General features: G+C 60.0%; 12 protein-coding genes. 6 read left to right on the top strand and 6 right to left on the bottom strand.

From position 1 onward, the window contains the following. The first annotated feature begins 7 nt into the window (after positions 1–7). The 3 genes from ABIC75_RS04595 to ABIC75_RS04585 all read left to right on the top strand — a co-directional run bounded on the left by ABIC75_RS04595 (position 8) and on the right by ABIC75_RS04585 (position 3,146). Positions 8–880: a universal stress protein gene (locus ABIC75_RS04595; RefSeq protein WP_354012668.1), complete on the top strand. Its 873-nt coding sequence runs from the start codon at positions 8–10 to the stop codon at positions 878–880. Between the two features lie 204 nt (positions 881–1,084). Beyond that, a complete protein-coding gene (locus tag ABIC75_RS04590) occupies positions 1,085–1,804 on the top strand; it encodes a c-type cytochrome (RefSeq protein WP_354012667.1) in 720 nt (239 codons plus the stop codon). A gap of 73 nt (positions 1,805–1,877) precedes the next feature. Further along, positions 1,878–3,146, top strand: coding sequence for an MgtC/SapB family protein (locus ABIC75_RS04585; protein WP_354012666.1), 1,269 nt, complete (start codon positions 1,878–1,880; stop codon positions 3,144–3,146). A 211-nt stretch (positions 3,147–3,357) separates the two neighbouring features. Here ABIC75_RS04585 and ABIC75_RS04580 read toward each other — a convergent pair whose 3' ends face one another. Next, positions 3,358–4,944, bottom strand: a complete 1,587-nt coding sequence (locus tag ABIC75_RS04580) for an alpha/beta hydrolase (RefSeq protein ID WP_354013066.1) — start codon at positions 4,942–4,944, stop codon at positions 3,358–3,360. 757 nt (positions 4,945–5,701) lie between these two features. Further along, the gene (locus ABIC75_RS04575) at positions 5,702–7,126 is read right to left on the bottom strand and encodes a DUF418 domain-containing protein (RefSeq protein WP_354012665.1); all 1,425 of its coding nucleotides are present in this window, start codon (positions 7,124–7,126) and stop codon (positions 5,702–5,704) included. A gap of 996 nt (positions 7,127–8,122) precedes the next feature. Here ABIC75_RS04575 and lptA point away from each other — a divergent pair. Next, positions 8,123–8,665, top strand: coding sequence for a lipopolysaccharide transport periplasmic protein LptA (lptA, locus tag ABIC75_RS04570; RefSeq protein ID WP_354012664.1), 543 nt, complete (start codon positions 8,123–8,125; stop codon positions 8,663–8,665). Positions 8,666–8,772: 107 nt separating this feature from the next. On the opposite strand, the gene ABIC75_RS04565 is transcribed toward lptA, so the two are convergent. From ABIC75_RS04565 to ABIC75_RS04555, 3 genes are all read right to left on the bottom strand, one after another. Continuing rightward, the gene (locus ABIC75_RS04565) at positions 8,773–9,591 is read right to left on the bottom strand and encodes an alpha/beta fold hydrolase (RefSeq protein ID WP_354012663.1); all 819 of its coding nucleotides are present in this window, start codon (positions 9,589–9,591) and stop codon (positions 8,773–8,775) included. A 151-nt stretch (positions 9,592–9,742) separates the two neighbouring features. Next, positions 9,743–10,642, bottom strand: a complete 900-nt coding sequence (locus tag ABIC75_RS04560) for a LysR family transcriptional regulator (protein ID WP_354012662.1) — start codon at positions 10,640–10,642, stop codon at positions 9,743–9,745. A 1,420-nt stretch (positions 10,643–12,062) separates the two neighbouring features. Further along, positions 12,063–12,815, bottom strand: coding sequence for an NmrA family NAD(P)-binding protein (locus ABIC75_RS04555; RefSeq protein WP_354012661.1), 753 nt, complete (start codon positions 12,813–12,815; stop codon positions 12,063–12,065). Positions 12,816–13,051: 236 nt separating this feature from the next. On the opposite strand from ABIC75_RS04555, the gene ABIC75_RS04550 reads away from it, so the two are divergent. After that, positions 13,052–13,729: a winged helix-turn-helix transcriptional regulator gene (locus ABIC75_RS04550; RefSeq protein ID WP_354012660.1), complete on the top strand. Its 678-nt coding sequence runs from the start codon at positions 13,052–13,054 to the stop codon at positions 13,727–13,729. A 241-nt stretch (positions 13,730–13,970) separates the two neighbouring features. Here ABIC75_RS04550 and ABIC75_RS04545 read toward each other — a convergent pair whose 3' ends face one another. Beyond that, complete coding sequence (locus ABIC75_RS04545) at positions 13,971–14,900, bottom strand: AraC family transcriptional regulator (RefSeq protein WP_354012659.1); 930 nt, start codon at positions 14,898–14,900, stop codon at positions 13,971–13,973. 138 nt (positions 14,901–15,038) lie between these two features. Here ABIC75_RS04545 and ABIC75_RS04540 point away from each other — a divergent pair, with 138 nt between their 5' ends. Next, on the top strand, positions 15,039–16,079 hold the full coding sequence (locus ABIC75_RS04540) for an SDR family oxidoreductase (RefSeq protein ID WP_354012658.1): 1,041 nt from the start codon (positions 15,039–15,041) through the stop codon (positions 16,077–16,079). Positions 16,080–16,100: the final 21 nt, after the last annotated feature.

Raw genomic sequence — 16,100 nt, 5'->3', positions numbered from 1 at the left:
GATGAACATGCCTGTGAGCGACGACCAGCGCCATGCGTCAAGCCCGATGGCGGCCGCGGGAAGAGGCTATGCAGACGTTTTGGCGCTGGTGACGTCCGCCGGACCGTGGAGCCCGGCGGCCTTTGCCGGCGTAGATATCGCGGCGAAGTTCAATGCCCATCTGACGGGCTGCTACATCGATCCTTCGCTTCGATCGTTGCGCGGTATCGATGACGAACCCACCGTCATGGCGTTGCTGATGGATGCCCGCCGTATCGAGCGCGATGACTACGATTCCTTTGCGGCCTTCGCCCACGCGCGTGGCGTCAGGCATGTGTCCTGGCAGAGCACGGACGTTGCACCTGCAAAGACCATGCGGGCACTGGGCGCGTGGCACGACCTCATCGTTCTCGAGCGCGATCTTGCAGACGAATCGAGCATGCTTGAAGTGCTCGGCGAGGCCTTGCTGGCATGTCGGGTTCCCTGTCTGCTGCTCCCACCTCATTGGGACAAACCATTGAATTTCAGCCGGATGGTGGTGGGCTGGAACGGTGGCATCGAATCGATTCGCGCTGTGCACGCCGCACTTCCGCTGGCTGTCGCAGCGGATCAGGTGATTGTCCTCAAGGACGGCGCGCTGGCCCTGGAAAAGGAGGACCGTCAACCGTCATTCGATCCGACGATCTACTTGCGCTCGCATGGCGTGAGCGTCAGCGAGATTCCGCTATACGCCAGTCCGCTCAACTCGGGTCCGGAGTTGATGCGAACAGCGAGAAGGCTGTCTGCCGATTGCCTGGTCATGGGTGCCTATGGACACGCCCGCACGAGGGAGCGCGTACTGGGAGGCGCGACCCGCCACGTGTTGCAGCACGCGGACATCCCTGTACTGATGCAGCACTGAGGTGATTTTGCGCAAGCCCCGCTTTCGGCGACGGACACAGCCCATGGGACGCTTCGCATGGGTGCCGCAAGCAAAAGGAAACGATGCAAACGCCTTTGGGATTTCAACGGGCGGCGCTACAAACGATAACGATGCGCATACGCGGCATCGGTACAAGCGACCGGTGTATGGTTGGCGCTCCGTTTTCATATGTAGTGCAGAGCAATGCCTACTACCCATGATTCGCGATATCTCGCGTTCTCTTGCACGCGGCATGACACGGACATATCGGCCTTTGGCCGACTGGCTCTGGCCGCCGCGCTTTGCGTCATGTTCACATGGTTTCCAGCACTTGCCATGGCGGGACAATCACCCGCGCCAGCCACCACCACGATATCGACGGCCGCAGCACCTTCCACGGCCCTCTGTGCGAGCTGCCACGGCGAACACGGGGCAGGCTCCGACGTGCTGGGTACGCCTCGACTCGCCGGCATGAATCCGGAGTACCTGGCGCACGCTTTGTCGATGTTCAAGGACGGGACTCGCGCCAGCGTCATCATGCAACCGGTGGCACAACGCCTTTCCCCCGATGATATGCACGCGCTTGCAACGTACTTTTCAGCGCAGCATGCACCGCTTGCTCAGGCACAGCATGTTCCTTCGGCGGACCTGATTTCAGCAGGAAAGCGGCTTGCCGAAAGCGGCGGCGTGCATGATGTTCCCGCCTGTTTCAGCTGCCACGGCTCTTCCGGGCAAGGCAATGGCGCTCGCTTCCCGGCCATTGCGGGCCAGCCAATGACATTTTCGATCGCACGGATGCGCGAATTCCAGGCGAGGGCCAAAGCCGCGCCGCCGAAGCCGGGATCGATGACCGAAGTCGCATCGCGAATGGACGATGCACAGATCGAGGCGTCTGCTGCGTTCTTTTCCGTGACCATGCCTTGACCATGCGTGGGTTCAAAATGCGCTTGGCCACGCTTCGATCGCGCGAGTACGTTCTCCATCACTGCTCATCGACATGTTGCAGATGCTCGAATCCGCTGTCCGGGATGTCATGGCGCAAACGCTTGGCCCAAGCGTTGGTTTGGCCATCGGACTTTTGATCGGGATCGAACGGGAGCGCAGCAAAGGCAAAGGACCTGCGCGAGCGTCTGCCGGTGTACGCACCTTTGCCATTCTCGGCCTGACCGGCGCCGTTGCTGCGATGATTGGAAATGCCGCGCTATATATCTCGGGCATCTTCCTGTCGCTGGCGATGGTCGTCAGCTATGTGCGCACCCGCCGGGATGATCCCGGCCTCACCACGGAAATAGCGATGCTGCTGACCTTCCTGCTGGGAGGGCTGGCGTTGTCGTCTCCTGCCAAGGCCGCCTCGATCGGCGTTGTGGTTGCCATACTCCTTGCCAGCAAGCACACCTTGCATGCCATTTGCCGTCAATGGCTCAGTGAGGCTGAGCTCCAGGATTTGTTGACGCTGCTTGCAGCCGCGTTCGTCGTGCTTCCGCTGCTTCCCGACCATGCCATCGATCCATGGGAGGCGATCAATCCCCGCCGTCTTTGGGTGCTCGCCGTCGCCATCATGGCCATTGCCACACTTGGCTACCTGGCGCTGAAAGTGTTCGGCACCCGATTTGGCCTCGCCATCGCTGGCCTCGCGGGCGGCTTTGTTTCCAGCACGGCAACCGTCCTGACCATGGCGGAGCGGGCCAAATTGAACCCCGCGGGCACACCCTCTGTGGCTAGCGCGGCCATCATGTCCAACGTCGGGACGATGATCCAGCTCGCGGTCGTCGTGGGTTCCTTCTCGCTTCCGTTGCTGCGCGAGATGGCTGCGCCATTGATGGCGGCCGGTGTCATTACCATGCTGTCGAGCCTCGTTGTCAGTTGGAAGTCCTTCATGACGCCGGGCGGCGACAGCCCGCTCATGGAGACGCATCCTTTCCAGCCGGTATCCGTTCTACGTCTTGTGGCTTTGTTGGCGGCCGTCATGTTCGTCATTGCGCTGATCAGGGCCAACCTTGGCGCGGCGAGCCTTCCGTGGATGATGGTGTTCTCGGGCCTGGCGGATGTACACGCCGCTGCCGCGGCGGTAGCCCAGGCGGTATCCACCGATCAGATCGTCATGCGGCAGGCGGTCTTTTGCGTGACCATTGCGGTCGTCGTCAACGGCTTCTGGAAATGCGCCGTGGCATTCGTGAAAGGGCAACCGTCGTATGGAATTCGAGTGGCGCTTGCGCTGACGTTTGCCAATGCGGGGTTTGCCATTGCCGCGTGGATAGCGGCTTGAGACCGTAGGTCTTCATCACCAGCGGCGGAGGTATGGACGTGGCGGGCCGAGGCGTTCCTGCGCTTGGTCGCATCCAGCGTTTCCTGACGAAGGAAAAGGCCCCTGATGGGGCCTTCTTCATGTTCCATGGGTCATGCCCGTGGACGCCTTTGGGGCAGTGCTGCCAAATAGAGAAGGCTGGCCGCCATAGCAAATGCGGCAGCTGGCCCGCTCAGTGCAGAATCAACGCCGGCGGCGCCTTGCTGCCAGGTCGCGCGATGGCGTACATCTGCCAGCTGATGTCCTTCAGCAGTGCGTAGTGGTCGTCGCCCAGCGTGTAAAGATCGAAGTGGCCCTTGTCGGGCAAGAAGCGGAAGTCCGACTTGGCGCCCAGGCCATCCAGCACTGCTTTCAATTTATGCGCGGGACCCTCCAAATAGGCGCTGTCGACGCTGCCCACATAGAGGTGGATCTTGCCGTCCAGTTCGCCCTTGTGTTGTGGCCATTGCTGCTGCAAGCGATAGGCGATGTCGTAGTGGTCATGCCAGTAGCTCATCACCTTGGGATCGACCGCGCCGGTGTCGCGATCGAACATCGGCATCGGTCGACCGTCCTTGCCGCGCGGCGAGAACACCCACTCGAACGAGGCCATCTGGCCGCCGTATTCGCCGAATACGCGCTCCTGCTTGGAAAATTCTTCAAGCGTGGCGAGCACCTTGCCCTGATCGCGAAGAAACGGCCGCGGCTTGCCCTGCGCATCGCGATAGAGGTTGGCGTTTGGCGCGTACAGATCCACGCCAATGAAATCGTGGAAATCGCTTGGGTCCGGCGAGGTCGACCAGGTGCCGCCGAAGATCGACGGGTAGTTCGTCTGCAGCCATAGCGTGGCCCAGCCGCCGGACGAATGGCCGTTGAGGAAACGCCCGTTCGGCGTGGCGTCCATGTGGTACTTCGCTTCCAGTGCCGGAATCAGTTCGGCGGTCAGCGCCTGCCCCCAGGGGCCATTGTTGACCGAGTCGGCGAACTCCACGGTGCCGGTGTAGCCGGACTCATCCAGGAACACCCAGATCATCGGCGGCATCTCGCCCTTGCTCATCGCCGCATAGACACTGGCCAGCACGGGAATCATGCGGTCGTTGTTGCCACTGAAACCATGCGTGTAATACACCGTCGGGTAGCGCGTGGCGGCATGGGCGTCGTAGCCCGGTGGCAACAGTACGCGGCCACGCATGGTGATCGGATGGCCCCAGAAAGCACTCAACGCAGGGCTGGTGAAATCGATCGCCTGCGTATGCGCGCGCGCCTGCGTCAGCAGTTGGCGCACCGTGGCCGGAGTCTGGGCCGACAGCGTCCACGGATCGCTCGCCGGCAACGCGCGCGTGAGCTTCAACAACGGAGCGGAGGTGGCCGGCAGATGCACCGGCACCACGTCGCTGACCAGATCGCCGGCGCGACGACCGTCTACCACGTCATAGCCGTGATCCACATCGAGCACCGCCTGCATCAAGTAGTCGCCCGGCGGAAGCTTGGAAAAAGCCGCCGGAAAGGCCAGTTGATCGGCATCGAGCGTCACTGGCTGGCCTGGCAGCAGATGGGTCACCTCGCGCGCCGCCACCGACGTCTGCGCGGGGAAAAACGGACTGGCGTCGACCGCGTCGACCTTGCCATCCTTGGCCTCCGCCTGAGCCGCCTTTGCGTCGCGCGCGAACAGCAGCAGGCGACCGCTGGCCGGCTGCTGGGAAGCGCCATCCAATTCGATCTGGAAGAGGCTCTGCGCCGGTGCGGCCTGTTCGGCTCGTGCCAGCTCCGTCCACGCCATTCCGGCGCCAGTGACGCATACCGTTAGTAGCGCGGTGGCGATCTTGGTTTGATATTGACCCACAAACTCTCCTAAGCGGCCGTATGCACCGCCGATGAAAACATCGCTGATTCAGTAAGCCAGTACGAGCCGGCGTCCCGGACATTTTTATTTGGCGTTGACGGGCGCCAATGGCTTCGGTCGCAAGTCCCCAATGTTTGCTTGCGCGTGCGCCGCAGTCACCATGACGGCAACAGACACCCGACCAACCATCGGTCGTAAGTACTTGTTCAAGATTTGTCTCCGGGGAAGGCCATTGGGGAGATGGCCCTTTTCTACTTCGTTGGCGGCACGCACTCGGTTACGTATTTTTCTTGCCGGCTGAAATATGAGCTGCTCCCAACACTTCCTGTTTGTGACGAGGCCGGAACTTCCTGCCTCACACAGCTACGGGGTAACCAAGCGACGCCTGAGGCTAGCCCGCGCCAAGGTCAACGGAGCGCGAGAATTTGCTTGTCTTGTGGTGCGCATGCGCAAGCCTCGCAGCGGTGTGATGTCGTTGGCCGGAATCGACCATCAGACCAAGACGAGATTTCTTAAGGAATGCCAGTCATGAGTCTTCAATGCAGCGTGCGTCGCGGCGATCGGTAACTAAGCAGGCGGCCGTTGCGATCATCCTGCCAAGATAGCGCACGACAAACGGGACGGACGTAGTTAAGTCCTACTGTCATTGTTCGAACTAACTTCCACCGTCCCGTTTGCTCCGGTCATCTCTGGGTTAGCGCACCTCACCGCGAACCAGCATCGGCTGGCGCTTTCCATAAGTCAGCGAACGCCATACCCATTCCACCGGGCCAAACTGGAAATAGCGTAGCCACAGCGGACTCACGGCCAGGTTGAGCGCCCAAACTCCGAACACCACGTACATCAACTGGTAGTACTGCAAGGTGCCGAACAGCTTCCACGGCCCCCATATGAAAATGAACTGACACAGCAGGCTGGTCAGCAGGTAATTGCTCAGCGCAGTCTTGCCTACCGCAGCAAGTAACCGCTGCATCCGCTTGAAGGCTCCCAGCTTGATCAAAATCATTACCACCGAGACGATGGCGAACATGCCCGCCTCGCGCGTCAGGTAGTAAGGGAGAAACAACCATTCCTCCGCAGTAAGAAAGAAGAAGTGGCCGTTTCCATACGTGCGCGCCACGCCCATCGCCAGCAACGGCAACGAAATGCCAAAGCCGATCAGCGCGGTCCACAGGTAGGTTGCCAACGATACTTCAGCGGTCAAGAAACCCAGCTGAAACAAGCCCATTCCCATCAGCATGGGAGCCAATTCATCCCCCATCAGAACGACGTGGTTGGATACACCCGGCCCAAAATAGCCCTGCATCCTATCCAGGACGCCATCCCAATAACCCTGCTGGCGAGCTTCTGCGACCCTCTGTTGCACCTGCGCGGGGGCTGCTCGCTTGGCAAAGGTATCGACACGCGCCTGCCAGGCCACCTGCTCGGCGCGCTCGGACGCGCTGAGCGGCTGGTGCTGCTGCACTTTGGTCGCAATCACCGCGGCTTCGCGCGACAGGCTGAAATCATGCTCGCTGTGTAGGACGACATTGATGGCGAACGTGCTCAACAACGACATCACGGTTCCGGCCAGCAACAGCTTCTTGGGGTTGGCTTTGCGGAACGGATAGAGAAAGAGCAGCGCCACCAGGCCGTAATCGAAAAGAATATCGCCACCCCAAATCAAGCAGGCGTGGATCAACCCAAACAGCACCAGCAGCATATTGCGGCGCAGATAAATATCCGCAATGGCACCGCCCGCACCGCGCTTCTCGGCGCGACTCGTCAACAAGACAACGCCAGCGCCGAACAGCATGGAGAAGATGCCGCGCATCTTGCCTTCGAAGAACAACCACTTGATGTAAAACAGCGCCAAGCTCCAATGCGCATGCGGGCCGGAGAAGGCATCCAACGAGGTGCCGCTAGGGATGTCGTGGTACATCGCATGCACATCGCCGAATGAGTCGATATTCAGCACCAAGATGCCGAGCAGCGCGAATCCGCGGAGCACATCGATGCTGGATATCCGTTCGGCGCGCTTCACCGGCGCTGCCGCCACCGGCGATGGATCGCTATGCTCATGGGTCGCGGACGCCGCCTCCGGCGCAAAGCCGACTGGCACTGCGGTAGTCGAAATCATCATGGGTTCCTACGGTGTCAAGTGATTAGAGGGTGCAGCGGGTAACCGGCAGCGGCACATCCGTTCGAAGTGCCAATCTGCAGCGCACGCATCGATCAGGAGGAAACCCATGGCGAACACGGTCGACAATGCGACTTGAGCCAGCGTCGAGGGGTCTCTGGCTTCTCAATCCCTTGTTGCTTCCATGGCTCGATCTCAAGCTGATAGCTGGCAGCGGCAGCTTGCGTGACTTCACTCATCGCACAGGCTGATGCCGATGCAATTAAATACGGCGAAAACATACGTTTTAGTTTCACGAGCACTTACCCTGCTGATGGTGACAACACCGACGTATCAGCTAGTCCTTCAGCCTCCACGGAGAGGCGCAGCCGACTTTGCGGCTTGGCCTTATGGCGTAGAATCCAGCGCACCCCAAGAAGGTGCAGTCCTTGTTGCTCACGCCATAAAGAGCGTTAGTTCGATCCTGGGGTCGATTGGTTATCCGATAGGCTCGAAGTGCTCAGTCATCATTCATTTGTTGGCAGTCGCGAGAGAAATTCTTGCCTCCCACTTTTGGATGAGGGATCGCCACCATGTCTGCTTTCGACCCATGGCGGACATCGCAGGGAAGCCACGGGGAGAGATCGATGAATCGGCAGTGGGAGACTTGCCCCAAATGCACCGCTCACTTTGAGGGGCGAGGGGCTCTGCTGTGGGGCGGGATTGCCACGTCCCACGGATTCGCGCTGCCCGCTGCGTCCTCAAAAGTACGGTGCCCCAGTTGCGGGTGCGTTTTCGCAGCGAAGAATGTTCGGTTCTTCGGTTTTCTGTCTGCCCCTGCACTCTGCTTCGTTCTTCTTGCAGGCGTGGTCCTTGGCCTGCTCGTCGTTATGCTTTCATCGCTTCTGTGAGATGAGCGATTCGATCACCAGGATGTTCGTTTCCGACCCACGCAACGTAGCCATGGCACTTGGCTGCTTCAAGCAGTAGCTAGGCTGCAACTCTAAGGAGAAGTCGATGGCGTCGCGGCTATGGAGTGCAGTTCTCTGGCTATCCGTCTCGTTAGTCGTTTCATGGCCAGCGGCCGCTAAGAAGGCCGATCGCCTGCAGCCGATCAATACCACGGCAAAATCGACAAGCGCTTACAACCTTCCCAATTCGGTGACCACACTAATCGGAGCGGTGAAGGTGACACAGGGCACTATGGTCGTTACAGGGGACGTCGCGAGGCTCTATTTCGACGCTGACCAGCAGATATCGCATATTGTCGTGAAAGGACATCCCGCTCACTTCCAAGAGTTGGACGAGCAAGACCGCTTGGTTAGCGGCGATGCGGATTCCCTGGATTACGACAACGTCAATCACATCGCGGCACTGACGACGGGGGCCGTCGTGACCATTGAAGGCCAAGGCAATGTGCATGGCGATAGGTTGACGTATAACCTCGACACCACCGCCATGCATGCTGAGAGCACCGACGAAGGATTCGTAACGGGAACAATCCTTCCCAAGCAAAAGAACACTGCTCCAAACCGGCTGCCATCAACGAATCACCCGTGAAGTCAGAGCATTGCCCAGTTTGAGCGCTGTGTGGCGCGAAAGCCGAGTGGCGCACCAATGGAGCGCGCCACTCGAATTGCCTGGTTCTGGTTTGGGCCGATGTCTCGTCAGGATTTGATGAACGCGAGAAGGTCGGGGTTGAGAACGTCCGCGTGGGTGGTCAGCATGCCGTGCGGGAAGCCAGGGTATGTCTTCAGCTTACCGTTCGTGAGCAGGTTGACCGCGCGCGGCACCGCACTGGCGAACGGGACGATCTGGTCGTCTTCGCCATGCATGACCAGGACCGGCACGGTGATTTTCTTCAGGTCCTCGGTGTAGTCCTCCAGCCAGGAGGACACGGTCTCGTAATGGGCCTGGGCGCTGCCAGCCATGCCCTGGCGCCACCAGTTCGCGATCACCGGCTCAGACGGTTTGGCGCCCGGACGGTTGAATCCGTAGAACGGGCCCTCCGGGACTGCCCGGTAAAACTCCGACCTGTTGCCAAGCATGCCTGCCCTGACCCCGTCGAAAAACTCCTGCGGCTGACCGGCAGGGTTCGCGTCGGTTTTCACCATGTTCGGCGTCAACGAGGCCACCAGCACTGCCTTGGCGACACGCTCCTGATGGCGAGCAACGTAGCGGGCCACCTCGCCGCCGCCGGTGGAGTGCCCGATGTGGATCGCGTCGCGGAGGCCGAGGTGTTCGGTCAGTGCAGCGAGATCGGCGACCCAGTGATCCATGTCGTTGCCGGTGCCGACCTGGTCGGATCGACCGTGCCCGCGTCGGTCATGGGCGATCACCCGATAGCCGTGCTGGAGGAAAAACGTCATCTGGGCATCCCAGTCGTCGGCCGAGAGGGGCCAGCCATGGCTGAAGACGATCGGCTGGCCTGAGCCCCAGTCCTTGTAGAAGATCTTTACGCCGTCCGGAGTGGTGATCGTAGGCATTGCTGGTACCTCCAATGAGAGATGGATGGAAGCGTTGGTGCTCCGCGAGGCATCGAGCGTGCTGCCAGCGGCTTCTTTCGAAGTCTTGTTTCACAATGCGGATCTGAAAACATGCGAGCGGAATGCACTCCGACAATGCTGCGATGAATCTCTAGATATCCCTCGGCGCGACGCCCTTGCTCCTGGCGCTCGAACGCATCGAGTACAAGAATCGACCGATGATTGAGCACTCCGAATGTGGCGACCACGCCAGCGAGAACTCCACCTGGGCGCTTGGCTCGTCGATGGCACGGAAGGCCACGCCCGGAAAGCTCACTTCTGCCTGGCTTTGTTGCGCGAGCGTCACGCCGAATCCCGCGGCCACCAGGCTGAAGATGGTTTGCTTTCCAGCAGGAACGGGATTAAGCGGCATGCCTGGTCCCATCATCCTGGCATAGAACTCCCGCATGGCGTGGCTTTGAGCCCAGTCTTGGACGTAGATGTTTTCACCTAGCAAATCGCTCCAGCGCAGCGATGTGCGTTGAGCGAGCGGATGGTCTTGGGGCACCGCCGCCACCATTCGCTCGCTATAGAGTGGTTCCATGACGATGCGCGGCCATGGCGCGTAGCTTGGTATCAGCGCGACGTCGATACGTCGCGCCACGAGCTCAGAGAACAATTCGAGATCCGGCAGTTCATGGACGACCAGGCGCACGGCGGAATGACCCTCGCGCCAGTGCGCGAGCATGTCGCGCAGGGGCTCGCCCAATGGAGGCGATCGAACGCCCAGGCGAAGCTCTCCTGCAGTGCCTCGCGCCACTCCCGCGGCGACATCCGTCACCGTTTGCAGACTGGCGAGCATTCGCCTGGTTTCAGTAAGTACCGGTCCGGCCGCAGGAGTAAGCGCAACGCCTTGCTTGCTTCTCTCGAACAGGCTCAGGCCCAGATCTTCTTCCAGTGTTGTCACGCTTCGGGTCAACGTCGAAACCGAAACGCCCAGCCATTCCCCAGCAGCTGAAAAGCTGCCGTGTTCAGCGACGGCGACGAAATACTTGAGGCCAGTGAGTTGCATGAGTCCAATTGGTCTAGTCTTCAAGGAGGCTACGTCCGACGCCGGGGCTCCAGATGCCGCCCCGGCCTGCGCAATGAAAGATCCAATGGGCCGAAGTACTGTCAATGTGCTCCGTAACAGCTTGGCAACAGACCTGTGCGGTGCAGGTGCGTGTCGGCCCACGCAACGTTTCACCAGACTCTAGCGGAGGATATGACCGGCCACATCTCGTCTCTTGAGCAACTCGTATTGCTTCGTGAGCAACGATCAGTTCGAACCAAGGCGCCCGGGGCAGGGATGAGGTATCTGAGCTGACGTCCGAAGGACGGTGCCTCCACCATGGACATCTCGTAACTTCTTCTTGGACGTCATAGGAGACACCCGGGCCGGTGGATGCCGCGTGTAATTTGCGCCTGTCTTTGGATGTCCAGGGAGCGGATGCGCCATAGCCCATCGCGCCGCACTCGAAGGGTGATGCTGCGTTACAAAAAAACGTATCAGGAAGGCCTGCGAGCTGGGGCCGACTCCAGTGCGCGTTTCAAGCCAGCGCGACTCGCGCCTGCCTCGAATGACTAGGTGAACAGTGCACGTTGGCCGAACGGGCTGTGGTGCCAATTCCACGGGGCCATCCTGGCTCCATGTCCGCTCTGGGGCCGAAAGCGGTCATGGGATCCCGCAGCGCGGCCGAACTGGTGCTAACGTCCGCTTCGGACCCGGAGCGGACCTTCAACGGAGCAACGGTTTATGGGACGGGGGACCGAGTGAAGAAGCGGACGCCAATGGCGGTTGTTGTTCTCGCTGCGATGGTTGCTGGCGGGTGTTCTTCGTCAAGCCGTCACCACCTTGATGACGCTGCCGGCGATTTCTGTGTGCCTGAAGGTCAGACGGTGGCTGATGTTTGGTGGGTTCCAGCTGATCCTCCGGGAGCGCCTCATGGGTTCGCTTTTGCTGGCTGCGATGGCGTAAGGGGCCCCGACGCTGCGCAGTGCCCGTTTCCCAGTTCGATCAGTGGTGGAGTCGTCGAACAGCGGTCGGCATTTCGTTCGCAGAGGTGGGCCGATTTCGGTGCCGAGTCGACACTGAAGTCTGAGATCCTCTCTTCTACTACGGTGATAAAGACCTCCGAACGCGATGGCACACTCACAGTTCACCGTGGAAGGAACTGGGATGTTTGGAGTCACGTGGTGACGCCGGACATACAGCGAGAATCTCCACAACTCGCCGACGACGATGTCCTGCTAGCCAGTTGCCATGCCAATAGTGAACCGTTGGCAGGCGACAACTCTTGGCCAGCCGGCTTGGAGTGCAGGCGTGCAGTACTTGCTAGCGATTACTCGCTCGAGTATTCGTTCCGGTCGGAAAGCATGTCCCATGAATCAATGCGCCACCTAGACGGGTTAGTCATCGGGGCTATCAATCAATGGCAATGCGGAGGTCGGCGTTAGAAGCGCCTCACCGCTGCAATACTGCATGTGTTATCGGTAAGGTCAGCTTTCGACTGCGACTTCAGACGGTCAACGCAACACACTATAGACGCGCAAGCGGAAGGAGTGTTGCATGGCACCCAGCGGGCGTAATACCCACAGTCTTCGAGTGCGACATGGGGTACTGCACCGTCACCCAGCGGCACGCGCCAGGTCAGAATTCCATCTTCCACGGAAGGAGTCATCGGCGTCATGGCCGAGATGGCCATCTCCATGTATGGCCCCGTGGTGAACACCGCCGCTCCCATCCTGTCCCTGTTCGCCAGGTTTTGCGACAAGATCCATTCGCCTATCCGACCCTTGCCGTCGTAGTGACCGGCACGAAAGCGCGAATCGTATCCGGCCTTCTTCAGTGCGTAGTCAAGATTTCCATAGACGAAGAACCGGATGCCTTCCTCTATTGCTATCTCGTAGCATCGAATGGCCCAGTAAATTTCAGTCTTCTCGCCTGTATTGAATCCATCGATATTGATGAAGGCTCCGTCGCAGCCACGAAAGCCCTCTCGCAGCACCGCTTCGTCAGCGAAGCTTCCCTCCAGGATCGACACATTGCCAAGTGCAAGCAGCGCCTTTGCGCGTCGGGACGTTGCGTCGCGGCTAAGCGCGCGCACGGAATATTTCCTATCGGCAACGAGGGCGCCCACCACGGGTAAACCCTGGGCGCCTGTCGCACCGATGACGAAGATCTTGGAGATTTCCTGGGAAGACATGATCGTTTCCACGGTGGGATGAGAGCTCGCCTTGGTCGGACCGCTCGACAGCATGGCCACACCATTCCCGGCCATAGCTGTGCCTGGATGGGTCCGTTCGCCTGTCAGCTCGCTCGAATTGTCTCGGCTCGAGATGACTAACTCTTATAACTGGAGTTACTGTATCTCAGGCTCAACCCGAGGGCAAGGGCCCGTTACCTGAAGGCATTCGGGCCGCAGATGAAAGCGGGTAGTACATGGCGCACTTTCGTTCCAGCGTGCAGGAATTTGTCGCCGCAAAGACGAACTCCTATGATGAGAGTGGCAGCGGGAGTTTCCCGTCACTGGATGAAAGGGTCATGCGTTCCAAGGGTTTTGAGGGAATGGTCTGTTCGATCGCTGGCGTCATGGGCGCCATTGGCGATCGATGGGGATTGCTGATCCTGCGCGACCTTATTCTTGGCATCAGTCGGTACGACGACTTTCGCCAGTCCTCGGGCGTGACCAATGCGACGCTTAGCGATCGACTGAAACATCTCGAGGCGAACGGCCTCGTCGAACGGCAGCGCTATCAGACCAATCCAGAGCGGTTCGAATATTTCCTGACCGAGAAAGGACGGCAAATTGCGGCCGTGATACCCGTTCTGGCCCAGATTGGGGATCAATTGGGAATGTCCGGAGCCTCGGCGCCTCCGATCAAATTCGTCAATCGAGAGACTGGCGAGGAGGCGATGTGGGGCTTTATTGATAAGCGCACAGGCAAGCCGCTGCATCCGAGAGACCTCGCCATCACGGAAGGACCCGGCGCGGACGCGCTGTCCAGGTGGCGCCTAGCTCATGGCACGCATCGTCGCCAGAAGCACCAAATCACCGCGAAAGATAGCGCGCCGGCCCAGGCGTCTAAATCTAAGACTCGACGCGGCAATCCTCCATAACAATGGGCTGATGGAGCGCTCATAAATTGAGCGCGACCTCGCGACATGCTTGGGACTGACGACCGGCAGAGGCCGAAACGGTGAAGTCTCACCAACAATCTGTACGCGGTGGCGCCTACAAGCGTATGACCGTCTACCGCGCACCATCGACCACAAGTTCTAGATGACTGGAACGATTAGCGCGCGTATCCGGCTAAGCGATCGAGCAGGGCGATAGCCTTAGCCCGGATTGCGTACACGTTCAAGAGAGCCGATCTACAGCCCGCGAGGCATAGCGATATGCCTTGGGCGACTGGCCGGTCATGCGCTTGAAGGCGTTACTGAATGCGCTCTCGGATGTGTAACCGAGCGATTGAGCGATAAGCGCGACGGGTGTGTTTCTTTCTCGAAGCGTGCGTTCCGCCAGACGCATTCGCCATTGGGCTAGATAAGTCAGTGGCGCGACGCCCGCACCCTTCTTGAAGTGGAAAGCGAAGGTCGTGCGAGACATGGCGCAAGCCTTGGCAAGCTCATCAAGTTGCCACGGCCGCGCGGGATCGTCGTGCATCAATCGGAGCGCTGGTGCAATGCGCGGGTCTCCCAATGCACGCAGCCATCCCGCCATGGGCTCCGAGGTTTTCAGATGGGCGCGCAGAATCTGGATGAAAAGCAGTTGCGCCAGTTGCGCTGCGACGAGCGAGGCTCCGGGCAGGTCGGACGTCTTTTCTTCGACCAATCGATCGAGCAGCCATCGAAACGTCGTCGCCTGCGGCGATGCAGCCGGCACGTGGATCCATGGCGGAAGGACGTCCAACAGGAGCCGGCCGCTCGCCGGATCGAGCAAGACATGGCCACCGACGTGACCGAAATCATTTCCGTCGCCCAGAGCCGCCGACGACGTTTTCGCACGGGAAAACACGCTCATCGCCTCGATAGGCGGAACGTCAGGATCGCTCGCCAGAACGAATGAGCGTTTTGCAGTCAGTAAACCTACGTCTCCGGTTTCAAAGCGGACCGGCTCCGCTTCACCATCGATGCATACCCAGCAAGAGCCCTTCACGACGGCGAAGAATTTGATCTTATCCGGCGCGGGAAAACGGATCGCCCACGTGCCGCCGGCTGTGAAGCCGCCGGTCATCAGGGACTCGGCGTTGGTCAATTGGAGGATGTCGGAGAAGGGATCGGCACTCATGCTCGTACTATCGCGCAAATAAGTCGCACGATGAAGCATTACGAATCCGAGAGAGCAGCTCTAACCTTCGCCTTCTTCGCCGCGCCATTCTCGACAAGGCAGCGACACCTGTTCAACCGACGCTCTTAGAGGAACCGCATGAACGACAACGACGCACGGGTGCTCGTCACCGGTGGAACCGGATTCATCGCGCAGCACTGTATTTTGGCACTGCTGTCTCGCGGCTACCGCGTGCGAACCACGGTGCGTTCGCTGGCACGAGAAGCCGAAGTGCGCGAGCACCTCAAGGGGGGTGGTGCCGAACCGGGAGATCGCCTCTCTTTCGTCACTGCCGACTTGAGCGCAGACGATGGTTGGGCGGAAGCCATCGCCGGTTGCGTCTACGTCATGCACGGCGCGTCGCCAACGCCAACGGGACACCAGACCAGCGAAGACGATTGGATCAGGCCTGCCGTGGACGGCAATCTGCGGGTGCTTCGTGCAGCGCGTGACGCCGGGGTTCGGCGCGTGGTGCTGACCTCGGCGTTCGGAGCGATCTGCGCTGGACATGGGCCCATGACGCGCCCGTTCAATGAAACCGATTGGAGCGACCTGACCAAGACGAATGTCTGGCCGTACCAGAAGTCCAAGACGCTATCGGAGCGCGCAGCCTGGGACTTCGTTCGTCGCGAGGGCGCAGGGCTGCAGCTATCCGCGATCAACCCGGTCGCGGTGTTAGGACCGGTGCTTGGCGCAGACTACTCTCATTCCATCCGACTGATCAAAAGCCTCCTGGATGGCCAGCTCGGGAATCCCAGGATCAATTGTGGTTTTGTGGATGTGCGCGACGTCGCTGATCTGCATGTACGCGTCATGACGAATGAAGCGGCGAAAGGTGAACGCTTCCTGGCCGTTGCTGGCGAGAGCATGTGGCTGGCAGATGTGGCGAGAGTCCTGAAAGAACGCATGGGGCCGGTCGCCAGGAAGGTATCGACACGGACGCTGCCCAACTGGGTGGTGCGTCTGGGTGCACTCAAAGATCCCGCATTGAAAGGTTCCGTACCATTGCTGGGCCTGCGCCTCAACGCCACCAGTGAAAAAGCCACCCGGCTATTGGGTTGGACGCCGCGCCCGCGTGAGGAAGCTATCGTGGCTGCCGCCGAAAGCCTTATCCGATTTGGTTTGCTACGCGACGCATAAGGTTGGCCGCGCCTATTCACG

The organism is Dyella japonica (assembly GCF_040545895.1).
In the GTDB taxonomy this organism is placed as follows: Bacteria; Pseudomonadota; Gammaproteobacteria; order Xanthomonadales; family Rhodanobacteraceae; genus Dyella; species Dyella japonica_D.
The sequence above is the reverse complement of the archived record's forward strand: the minus strand, read 5'-3'. Positions and strand labels throughout refer to the sequence as shown.

Excerpts from the sequence above, each read along its gene's own strand:
- ABIC75_RS04595 (WP_354012668.1), top strand. The coding sequence starts at position 8 with ATGCCTGTGAGCGACGACCAGCGCCATGCGTCAAGCCCGATGGCGGCC.
- ABIC75_RS04590 (WP_354012667.1), top strand. The coding sequence starts at position 1,085 with ATGCCTACTACCCATGATTCGCGATATCTCGCGTTCTCTTGCACGCGG.
- ABIC75_RS04585 (WP_354012666.1), top strand. The coding sequence starts at position 1,878 with ATGTTGCAGATGCTCGAATCCGCTGTCCGGGATGTCATGGCGCAAACG.
- ABIC75_RS04580 (WP_354013066.1), bottom strand. The coding sequence starts at position 4,944 with ATGGCGTGGACGGAGCTGGCACGAGCCGAACAGGCCGCACCGGCGCAG.
- ABIC75_RS04575 (WP_354012665.1), bottom strand. The coding sequence starts at position 7,126 with ATGATTTCGACTACCGCAGTGCCAGTCGGCTTTGCGCCGGAGGCGGCG.
- lptA (WP_354012664.1), top strand. The coding sequence starts at position 8,123 with ATGGCGTCGCGGCTATGGAGTGCAGTTCTCTGGCTATCCGTCTCGTTA.
- ABIC75_RS04565 (WP_354012663.1), bottom strand. The coding sequence starts at position 9,591 with ATGCCTACGATCACCACTCCGGACGGCGTAAAGATCTTCTACAAGGAC.
- ABIC75_RS04560 (WP_354012662.1), bottom strand. The coding sequence starts at position 10,642 with ATGCAACTCACTGGCCTCAAGTATTTCGTCGCCGTCGCTGAACACGGC.
- ABIC75_RS04555 (WP_354012661.1), bottom strand. The coding sequence starts at position 12,815 with ATGTCTTCCCAGGAAATCTCCAAGATCTTCGTCATCGGTGCGACAGGC.
- ABIC75_RS04550 (WP_354012660.1), top strand. The coding sequence starts at position 13,052 with ATGGCGCACTTTCGTTCCAGCGTGCAGGAATTTGTCGCCGCAAAGACG.
- ABIC75_RS04545 (WP_354012659.1), bottom strand. The coding sequence starts at position 14,900 with ATGAGTGCCGATCCCTTCTCCGACATCCTCCAATTGACCAACGCCGAG.
- ABIC75_RS04540 (WP_354012658.1), top strand. The coding sequence starts at position 15,039 with ATGAACGACAACGACGCACGGGTGCTCGTCACCGGTGGAACCGGATTC.